Origin of the sequence: Enterococcus sp. CSURQ0835, from assembly GCF_902706605.1 — a bacterium.
Lineage (GTDB): Bacteria > Bacillota > Bacilli > Lactobacillales > Enterococcaceae > Enterococcus_A.
The window spans coordinates 24,678-35,202 of sequence record NZ_CACSLH010000030.1 but is presented as its reverse complement, the minus strand read 5'-3'; the positions used below and the strand labels follow the sequence as shown (position 1 = coordinate 35,202).

7 protein-coding genes and 2 pseudogenes are annotated in these 10,525 nt (G+C 32.0%); 2 read left to right on the top strand and 7 right to left on the bottom strand.

Annotated elements, in window-relative coordinates:
* Window positions 1-544 precede the first annotated feature (544 nt).
* From tnpA to mazE, 3 genes and pseudogenes are all read right to left on the bottom strand, one after another.
* Window positions 545-1,018: an IS200/IS605 family transposase gene (gene tnpA / locus GVJ38_RS11395; RefSeq protein ID WP_159723275.1), complete on the bottom strand. Its 474-nt coding sequence runs from the start codon at window positions 1,016-1,018 to the stop codon at window positions 545-547.
* A gap of 745 nt (window positions 1,019-1,763) precedes the next feature.
* Window positions 1,764-2,129: a type II toxin-antitoxin system PemK/MazF family toxin gene (locus GVJ38_RS14340; protein ID WP_442896058.1), complete on the bottom strand. Its 366-nt coding sequence runs from the start codon at window positions 2,127-2,129 to the stop codon at window positions 1,764-1,766.
* Window positions 2,103-2,267 (bottom strand): annotated as a pseudogene (gene mazE, locus GVJ38_RS14335) (type II toxin-antitoxin system PemI/MazE family antitoxin); the annotation flags it as partial. The pseudogene mazE and the gene GVJ38_RS14340, both read right to left, overlap by 27 nt.
* Before the next feature lie 249 nt (window positions 2,268-2,516).
* Between mazE and GVJ38_RS11385 the strand changes: the two are divergent.
* Window positions 2,517-3,074 carry a recombinase family protein gene (locus tag GVJ38_RS11385; RefSeq protein ID WP_159723273.1) on the top strand — a complete coding sequence of 186 codons (558 nt, stop codon included), beginning with the start codon at window positions 2,517-2,519 and terminating at the stop codon, window positions 3,072-3,074.
* A gap of 2,344 nt (window positions 3,075-5,418) precedes the next feature.
* On the opposite strand, the gene GVJ38_RS11375 is transcribed toward GVJ38_RS11385, so the two are convergent.
* Both GVJ38_RS11375 and GVJ38_RS14490 read right to left on the bottom strand, forming a co-directional pair.
* A complete protein-coding gene (locus GVJ38_RS11375; protein ID WP_159723272.1) occupies window positions 5,419-6,141 on the bottom strand; it encodes a hypothetical protein in 723 nt (240 codons plus the stop codon).
* Between the two features lie 105 nt (window positions 6,142-6,246).
* Window positions 6,247-6,483: a thioredoxin domain-containing protein gene (locus GVJ38_RS14490; protein ID WP_159723271.1), complete on the bottom strand. Its 237-nt coding sequence runs from the start codon at window positions 6,481-6,483 to the stop codon at window positions 6,247-6,249.
* A 250-nt stretch (window positions 6,484-6,733) separates the two neighbouring features.
* Here GVJ38_RS14490 and GVJ38_RS14485 point away from each other — a divergent pair.
* Window positions 6,734-6,902: pseudogene (locus GVJ38_RS14485) on the top strand (putative holin-like toxin).
* Between the two features lie 1,376 nt (window positions 6,903-8,278).
* Here GVJ38_RS14485 and GVJ38_RS11360 read toward each other — a convergent pair.
* Together GVJ38_RS11360 and GVJ38_RS11355 are read right to left on the bottom strand one after the other, a co-directional pair.
* A complete protein-coding gene (locus GVJ38_RS11360) occupies window positions 8,279-9,301 on the bottom strand; it encodes a replication initiator protein A (RefSeq protein WP_159723270.1) in 1,023 nt (340 codons plus the stop codon).
* 706 nt (window positions 9,302-10,007) lie between these two features.
* Window positions 10,008-10,523, bottom strand: coding sequence for a hypothetical protein (locus GVJ38_RS11355; protein ID WP_159723269.1), 516 nt, complete (start codon window positions 10,521-10,523; stop codon window positions 10,008-10,010).
* Window positions 10,524-10,525: the final 2 nt, after the last annotated feature.

The window sequence follows — 10,525 nt, the reverse complement described above, 5'->3', positions numbered from 1 at the left end:
TTCAGTTTAATAAAACGTACAATTTCTGGAATAAAAGTCATCCGCTGCGTAAGCATTTGATTTTTGGGCAATTTTGAATGAAATATAGTTTTCAGATTTTTCTGAAATTATTTGTGCAACACTAGTGTAGTTTTTAATGTAACTTTTTACGATTTCAATTACAATAGCTATAGAGCGTTTCTGCTCTGTTTGGATATAGAATGATGTTTCACACTTTAACGAGGAATCGGTGCGTTGTCTGTCGGAGTAACTACTATATTTAAGTTTCTTTGATAAAATTTTATTCGTTAGCGAGATCGATAGTCTTATTGAATAGTAGATATGCTCTCTTTCTTGATTTGAGAAGAAATCAACAGAGCTTTTCATTATGTACTTCAATGATTCCCATTCTAAAAAGTATCATCATTAAATAATCAAAACCACCCGTGTGAACGGGTGGTTTGCTCTTCGGCTGAAAGCCTTTATTGCCGGCCACGGCCTAAAAGGCCCTCTGAAAGGTCTCCCTTCCGCACCACTTCTACTCGCTGATTCTAAAAGAATCTCTCTACTTTCGCTTGTTTTTTACTCCTGTAAACGGATCATATTCTTCAAACAAGGTTAGTTGATCTGCTACATAATCTTCTTGTAACTGATTACGAATATATTCTGCTATTTTTTCCTTATTTCGTCCTACCGTATCCACATAATACCCGCGACACCAAAATTTTCGATTCCCATATCGATATTTCAATTCAGCATGTCGATCAAAAATCATCAAACTGCTTTTTCCCTTTAAGTATCCCATAAAACTTGAGACACTCAATTTTGGTGGAATACTTACCAACAAATGAATATGATCTTTACAGGCATTTGCTTCTAGGATCTCTACTCCTTTTCGTGCGCATAATTCCCGAATGATTTCTCCAATACTTGCTTTATATTTTCCATAAATGATTTGTCTTCGGTATTTTGGGGCAAAGACAATATGATACTTACATCTCCATGTTGTATGTGCTAAACTTTCATTATCCTTTTTCATAAAGGTTCCTCCTAATCTGATAGTGATGCGGTCGGTCAACCAGCATTATCTTATCATTTTGGGAGGATTTTTTGATACCACGCTAAAAGCTTTTTGGAACCACCCGCATAGCAGGTGGTTTTTAAATCATACAAAAAGACATCTCCTCTTATACTTGATGTTTCAAGTATAAGAGGAGATGTCTAACTTTTGTAGGTACTAAGTTATTCGCTACTTACATTGTAATCACCGAATAACTGATAATTAGTTACGTGTGTTTACTTTATTTCCAATTTCTTGGCTGTATTTTTGGGAAACTTTCTTCTCGGTATGTTTGCTGATTATCTCTCTGTATTGACCTAAAGTGCAACTTAATGCTCTTTCCTGACTGAGCATAATATGTTTCATCATAACTAGTTATAATGTTATCTACATTTTTCAACTATACTTAAGCACAAATGGGTTATAAATCATAGAAAGACTTAGACTTCCTGTATAATAAAAAATAAAATTAGTGACAATGGAATAAAAATATTCGATAGGATTATAAATAGTCGTAAAAACGTTATTTATAATTAGGTGAGTTACAAATATAGTTAGTATAGAAGCAATTCCACAAATAATCGAAATAAAGGCCTTTTTTTATCATTAGTATAGTTAGATAGCCATCCATCAAATGTAATCCTTTTAGAATTTTCTTGATACTTGTAAATACTTATAAACATAATAATGTATGCTGTAATAGAAATTGAGACCATATTCCCCCTCACATAAAGACATTATGATTGTAAATTATGCTTTTATAGTTACACATGCAGATAATAGTAATACGGACAGTGCAGTGGTGTTTGTGTAACTGCTTCTTCGCATCAAAAAATATACTCAATGATCTTAACTGCGAAATCAAAACTTGCCCACTCGTTTCAAGTTCAGTTGGCAACGAATAGCGTGTAGGTAATTTTTTTATTGTTGAAGTAATGGGGCACACGACGGCAAACATTGTCGAGCGATTGAATTCATAGCGTGAAACAACTAGTCCAGGTATTCTCTTTTGAATTTCTTTTCCAGCTGACGAGTCAAAATCGATCCAAACAATATCACCTTCATTTACGTTACTAAATGGATCATCAATTTTAGGAACTAATGTAATAGTTCCATCGGCATCATATAGCACAATGTATTCTTGATTTGCTTCAGGTTTTTCTCCATTATCAGTAGGAAGAGTTACTACTATAGAGCTCCCTTGTAATCTAGATTTTGTAATAATCATATTATCACTCCTTTCTTTTAATTATACTTAGTAACATATAATATATTAAATATAATTAAATGATACTTGTTTTAATAATTAAAAATAAAGTGTTCAGAATATGACCCATTTCTGAACACTTTTATTCTTGATCAGTTTTTATTCTTAAACTACACTTTTCATGTTCACAAACCCATAACAAAAACTATGTTCAGTTATATACCCTGTTTTAAAGTTATGTTACAATAATAAGGACAAGAAGGTGATTTTTTGAAAATAGGATACGCCCGGGTTTCGACGGGATTACAAAATTTAAATTTACAAGAAGATAGCTTAAAAAAATTTGGTTGTGATAAAATTTTTACGGATCATATCAGTGGCGCAAAAAGCCATCGACCAGGTTTAGAGTCCGCGATAGAATTTGTGAGATCAGGGGATACAATTGTTGTTTGGCGTTTGGATCGATTGGGAAGAAATATGGAGGATTTAATTCGGATCGTTAATCAGTTGAACGAACGTGGGATTGCATTTTACAGTCTTCAGGAAAATATTTCAATGGATAAAGCAAGTTCCACCGGACAATTGATGTTCCATTTATTTGCGGCATTTGCAGAATTTGAACGGAATTTGATTTTAGAGCGTTCAGCAGCTGGTCGTGAAGCTGCCAGAGCACGCGGTAGATTTGGTGGCCGGCCGGAAAAATTAAGCAACGATGATCTAAGATTAATAAAGACACTAGCTGATAGTGGGACCCCGATCAAATCAATTGCAGAACGTTGGGAAGTATCTAGAACTACAATATACCGTTATCTGGGAAAATTAAACTAAAATAAGTAAAGGACTATTAATTCGTTTGCGATATTAATAGCTTGGTATTTCGTTCGTTACTATCTAAAAACTATTCATTTTTGAGTCTGGGTTAACTCTTTTTTCAACATAGATTGATAAATTTTAACCATATAGTCCCCCTCACGTTCTATTAGAATATTTTCGACTTTTATAATTATACTTCTAACTTGATTCATGTTTGTTCGATCGACGGTATCTGATTTTTTCTCGCTGCCTATAAACTCTGATACGAAGTTTACGATAGATCTTTCCAATCCAAAGTAATTTTTTAATTCAATTGTCCCAAAAATATACATACTACGGTAGCTATAGCTAATATTGGAAAAAATACTATCGTGGAAAAACAGAACTTATCAAACTCAAAAAGTACCACCAACTACTCCGTAAGTGCGTCGGGACTTATTGATCAATGCCCAGGTAACTATGCAAATATGGGACATACTACTGCGTAATTAACCTGCGCAGGGATTTAAGTCAAGAACATCTGACATCATTATAGGAGGTTTTAAAATGAATCTAAGGACTAGCAGCAAAAGATTATGGTGGATGGTAGGATTGTTTTGATAAGTTGCTTTGTGCAATTGAAAATCCCTGATCTGCATTGGCAACTATTTTTGGGAAAATTAACTGATCTATTACTAAGTCTGATATTTTCTAAATACAAAAAACCGTCAAGTTTAAAAGCTTAACGGTTCGTTCTTAAATATTCATATCAGTTGAACTGATCACACCAGTGGCCGGTTCTTTTTTTATCTCACAATCGTTGATCATTTTTTTGATTCCAAAAATTCAAACATCTCGATGACAACCTCAGTTATATAGTGTGCTAAGCTTTGCTAATCATTATAACTTCGGTTAGTCAATTCTCCACGATCTCCCCTTTTCGGATGTAGCTGACAAATACTTCAGCTCTTTTGTCCCACAAAGTACATTGAATAAACGTGGTGCGCTCATTCCCATTTTTTATCAGGATGAGGGCGTATGCAAGCTAACATAAAACGTACTATGGGGATCCTTCACTGGTATATTTTAAATAGATATCTTTCGTTAAACAACCAACTGATTAAATTATTATCATCACTTTTTACGTTGCTTTCTTTTTAAAGTTTTGATGACAAAATATTTTTTCAAAACCAACTTTTTTTCTACCATTTTCATCATAAAATTCTAGTACTACATATGTACGAATCATCAGAGCAATCCTATCTATCTTTTTTATTTTTTTAAAATGCTATTGTTTCACTTTCTGACTGCCGTACTTGCCTCTGATCTTATTCATACTGTACTCTTTTTGACTACGTTTCTTATAATCACTCGGCACTTTGTACCAAAACTTTTTCTTGGACGGATACCGAAACGTCATATATTTTAACTGTTCTTTATGAGGCTTAGTATTTCCAGTTAACCAAATGAAACGACCAATTATTTCAATAGCGACATCTTGCATGTTTAAACCACATAATTTATCACTCATTTCTTTTATACGCTTTTTTTAATTCTTCAAATGTGGATACATTTTTTAGATAGATCATTTAATTCAGCCCCTTTTGATTTTTGTAAAACCATTTCGGAAGTATTTTTCTGAGGAAAAAAGTATTTAAATTTCTTTTTTTTTACTTGGCTTACTTTTCACCTGATCGAAAAATGTCCGTCTGATTTTCATTTCGTTTGACTATTCTCTTCGGCATGACTTCACTAAGTATATAATTATTCTGGAAAAAAAGGGGGTACTTTAGGCTAATCAAGCGAAACATTGTAATATGACTCAATGAAAAAAAGCGAGATCTTCCAGCCACTTGAGTCTCCAGTGTCAATTAGAAATTAATTTCGACAGCTATATTCCCAATATCGAAGAACTACTAGCTTACTTTGATTTACTCAATCTCACGATAAAACTAGAATTCGAGTAAGAGCATAAGGGAAACAGTTAACTGCTACAGCAGTTAAGCCGACAGTGTCGGCGTTTCTAAGAGTTTACTGAAATCGGTAAAAACCGAAATTGTAATACATTTGTATTACAATGAAAACGTTGATCTAAAGGCAAATATCAAAAAAATGTAATACAAAGTAATACAAAAGTAATACAATGTATTACATAAAAAAACTCCTAAAATTGTAATACAAAGTAATACATTTTTAGGAGTATGCTAATTTATTCCTTCAAATCTTTAGATTTACTATTCTTGTAATACTCTACTAAAATTTTACCATTTTTCAGATCGCTGATTTTTTTGTTCATTAAATGAATTCCATCAAGTTGTTTCTTTATCTCGTCTTTATTTTCTTTAATGGTTTTTGAATAAGTAGTAATATCAGATTTTAACTACTGACGGTCTTCAATTGCTTTTTCGTTTTGTTCATCTGTTCGATAAGCTTTATCCTTATCAATCTTATCTACTTGTACTTCGACATCATATATAGCTTGATTCAGTTTTTTGATACTTACTTTAAGGTCTTTGATTTTCTGTTTTGAGTCTTTTATATTCGATTTTGTAGACTGAATTGAAAAGTTTACTGGTGTATCAATAGCTAGTTTGTTGTTAGTAAACTTATCTTCTTTACTGATATAAAGTTTAGTACTAGGATAATTATTATCAGTAAGAGTATTCTCTGTACTTGAACTATCTGGATTATCAGAGTCATTTACAATATCTAAAGTTTTATTTGAATCTCTAACTAAATAGATTTTAATGAGTAAGGTTTTGAAGTTAGGTTTTATATTGTTTATGAGTAGTACAAAATCTTTATCAGTTGTTTGGATTACTTTTAATTTTATTGGATCATTGTTAATTGTTTTTGCAGTGAAATAATACTTATTTGAATTTATATCAGTAGTACTTTTACCATTATTTATGGTCAACTTTGTTTCAACAATTTTTTTGTTTTCATTATATTTAATATAATTCACTTTTTCGGTATCAGTGGAATTACCTAACGTTAAAGAACTATTTAATTGGATAGTTGGATATTTTGTTAAATCTGGCGTTGCTATTGCATAGATAATGAATCCTACATACCCTAACAAAAAGACGTATAAAATAGTCAATTTCCTTTTTCTACCTTTATTTATACTGTTAAGTCTTCTTTTCCTTTTAAAATGATAGATATCATTTTAAAAGCTTATCTAGAAAACTGTTTGACTCTTGATTAGTCATCTATCATCGCCACCATTTGTTAAAAGCATTTGTATTCTCTTTCTATTCGTACCTACGTAAGATTTTTTATCTTTAATTATTGTTGGAACTTCTTTTAAATTATATTTTTCAATATATTTTTTGTTTTTCATGTTATTCATATTTACAAATACTATATCATGGTGAACTATATTATGAATATACAATGAAGGATATATTTTTCTACAATCGGAGCAATCGTCACGATAAAACACGACTGCTTTGTTGAATAATTTATCTGGTGAAATGTATTCATTTTTAGATTCAGAAGGACTTCAAACAAAAATCGATTTGAAATTCTTTTTGGCCTTGGGACTGTTCTTGAATTCACGCTGCTTTCTTCCACGGTGAGCAAAGGAAGATACCCTTTTGAACACAAAAAACTGACAAAACATGATGAAATCAATGTTTTGTCAGTTTTGGATATGATATAATAAAGAGACAGTAAAGTTTGTGGCGGTGGCTATCCTATCGGAAACGAGGTGGTGCGTATGATCGTACTTCTAAAGTCTATGAAAGGAGAAGCCTGTTGTCTGTTGAATCAGCTTTAGGTCTGATGATTGGTTTCGGTTCTTTAATCGCAACTATTATCTTCGGGATCTTAACTGTAGTTAACAAAAACGACAAAAAATAACCGTCCACTTTGACTGGGGGGACGATTATTTTCTGAATAATTAAATTAACCAAGCCACCGTCTTAAACGGTACTGTCGAGAGAAGTTGTTGATGCAACTTCTCTTTTCATTTATAGTATACCAACTTCATTACGGAAAAACTAGTGATTTGGATCGAAAGTTGCTGATTTTGTATCAAAAAAGATACAAAACTTTTAAATCGATAACAATCTGAGTTGTAATTTAGAAACATAATTTTGAATTTAGCAAAGCGGGCTTTTACCCGCTTTTTTTGTTGCCCTTAAACGGTTGTAGCGTTGGGAGTGTGAGCAACAAAAAAAGAAGCTCTATTTCCAAATCCTACCAATATTAATGAATGAATCATTTGCGACTAGTTGCTGAACTTCTGTATTAAATTCTCTCGCAGAAAAAACATGCAGCCGTTCAAATAGATGTACTTCTTCTTTCGCGGTGAAAAGTCGTTTGAATCGTAATAATTCATCTTCTATGCTAGGTAATGGCGTTACGCAAATCAGCCTCGCATTCTGTTTTTTCTCCAATTTTGTAATGTACTTAGGAAAGATACCATTTCGATAGCGTCGTCTAGTCTTCATGGTCTGTTCAATTTCAAAAGACCCGTTTACTTCTAGCTGACGTTCATTTACCAATTGAAAGATAGAATTAGCCACGAAGTACTTGGCGGTGTTCAGACAAAACTTTTTTTAAGTTCGAATGATTTTGTGTGAGAGTTAAAATTGAAATCAAATAGTCGTTAGTCTCAAGGTGTTGATTTAAATTGTACACGGGCGCTTTCAGAATGGTATACATTTCACCGATACTACTGTGCTCATTTTTAGTTAGAAAGTAATAGTAGGGAGTTCCTTTTTTCATATGACCCACAATGTTATCGATTAAGTCATCCCGCTTGAGTTTCTGTAATCGTTTGTCTAATTTATTAATTCCGATGCTACCGTAAATATTTAGTATTTTTAACAATTGCTTTTTTGACATAATTCGCATTCTTGTAACAGACACAAGATCATATATTTAGTTGAGGACGTCTCACTAGCCAGTAATCCGTATGAGAATAGTAATAATAGGTGTTCCATATTGGTAACCTTTTAGAGCCATATATGTTCTCTCGACTTTATGTGGATCAGTTGGGGTTATATTCATCCTTATACCATTTTATTTCAAAATAGATTTCCAAACACACCATTATATATAATACTTGTGATTACACTAGAACGAGCGTTTTAAAGCACTTGTTTTTTGTTAGTTAATTATTTATTATATGTTATTTAGGTAGTTAACAATAAAAGCTCTTTTTAAAAAATATTATTCTACATATTGAACTGACTATTTTGAATTCATAATTGATCTTTTTGACAGCACGACTATTCATTTTTTGTCTCAAGTTGAGACTGATAAAATTTTATAGCTGGTATAACTTCTTCTTCGAACCAGTTTCGCGTATAGATAAAAATTACATTCTCCATATTTTTTACCTTCTCAGTTTTTTGCTTTTGGTAGGCTTTCAAAATAGTTGAATAAAGTTTTTGATCAGCAGCTATCCCTAACTGATCTTGAATTAATTCGTATATGATTGATGTTCCATTTCGATCTTGAGCAGAACGTTTCGCATTATGAATAGCTCTTACAGCCGCTTGAGCTTCTGCAAATGTTTCGGAGAAAGTGGCAATTGCTTTTAATACTTTTTCTGGAACAAAGCTATCTATGGAGCTATCCTTCATGAGATCTACAAAACCATCAAGTAGAATTGAGTCTTGCTGACGGATCTTTTCGTCAGTGTCTTTAGGTGTCTTAGAAGTGTCTAAAGAATTATTAAGTTCTTGTGCAGAATTTGCTAGTCCGCTATTATCAATGATTCCAGCAAATTCTGACCGTATAGCAGAATTTGCTAGTCCGCTATTATCAACGATTTTAGGAGTTCTGGATTTTTCTGACCGTGTAGCAGAATTTGCTAGTCCACTATTATCAATGGTTTTAGTGTTTTTTTCTCTTTGTTGCATTAGGTAAACATCTTTATCCGATACTTCCAGTTCGGCAAGATATAGGCGGTTCTTTTCATTTTTTCCGGTTTTTTTGTTAAACCCCATGTGTACTTGTTTTAACAGGTTAAATTCTTCTAGTTCTTTTTTTATTGTGGAAATTCTGCGTTCACTACAATTCATCATCTCAGCCATTTCTTTTCCAGTAAATTCAAAGTACAAATTTCCATCTTGATCAATTTGGTGGCGTAAAACTGCAAATTCACTTTTTGCTTTTAAAAGCATGTAGGCAATTTTCGCTCCTTCGGATAATTTTTTATAAGTGTCACTTTCAATAAAAACCTTTGGATACTGGTAGTAAAGCTCGTTATATAGTCTGCTTGCTTTTAAATATTTAAACTCTGACATTCTTTAACCTCTTTTCAAATTTAGAGTCGTTTGACATATCGAAATATTTTTTGCTGATATGAATTAAAAGCGACTATGAGTAGTTACTCTTGTTTCCGGACTTTATTATTTAAGCATTCACTCTAAATAACAAAGTATCTTTCACTGATTAAAATACACAATTACTTGTACAACTGCAAGAAGAAAAATAACCATTCTTTATCAAATACTACCTTAAATAGGAATTAACTACTACTTTAATTGGCTTTAACTACTACTTTAATACCCTATTAAAAACTACTTCAATCCGGATTGAAGTAGTTTTTAATTTAGATATTTTGACTATTAGTTACTACTATAAAGCACATTGCAAACTACTTTTATTACATATTGTATACTACTTTAATGACATATTGCATACTACTTTATTTGATCATTTTATATCACAATTACTATGCAATAAGGATTATTTACCTAAAACGATTAATTACATACTACTTTAATAACGAATTATAGTTGATTCTAAACTACTTTAATAGGGGGATAAAAACTACTTTAATTAGAATTAAAGTAGTTTTTAATCTGCGATTACAAACTACTTTTAACGGAATTACAAACTACTTTTAACGGCAATTATAGACTACTTTTATTTCGATTTTGGTAGTCATTAAAAGAAGTTTTTAACAAAAAAAAACTACCTTAATTATTAAGGTAGTAGATAAATATATTATCGATTATTTTCAAGTCCCCAACGTTCTTTCAGAGAAGCCAAAGTTTCCTTCTCAATTTCATCTGTGCTTTTTAAAATAATACCGTAGTCATCTTCTAACGGAATTGTTGGGTGGATACTTCGATAAGCATCTAAATCCCTAGACACATCTCTTAGCAAATCAATTTTATCTTCTTTTGTTAGATTTTGCTTAATGTAAAAGTCTAAGGCTTTTCTTAATAGATCATCCTTGGTCAAGCTAGTCTCATATTTTTCTACCATTACTCTAGTCATAGAATTTAATAAAGCAGATAGCTTAATTGGTTGGCTAGTTACGAAAGCACGATCATGATTTTTTATCGGTGCTCCAACTCTTCTTTTAGACTGTTTTTTTCGAATAGTTTCACTGGGTGTGGGTGAAGGGATAACTTTATTTTTTTGTGGGGGATTGTCTTTGATGGTAGCTGATTCTTTTTTTATAGCTGCCATGCCCTTATTGGTATTAAAAATACCAAGATCTCTTATGTCTGCCACTA

Bases quoted from the DNA above. Each gene is read 5' to 3' on its own strand.
- tnpA (WP_159723275.1), bottom strand. From the start codon at position 1,018: ATGAAAAAGGATAATGAAAGTTTAGCACATACAACATGGAGATGTAAG.
- GVJ38_RS11360 (WP_159723270.1), bottom strand. From the start codon at position 9,301: ATGTCAGAGTTTAAATATTTAAAAGCAAGCAGACTATATAACGAGCTT.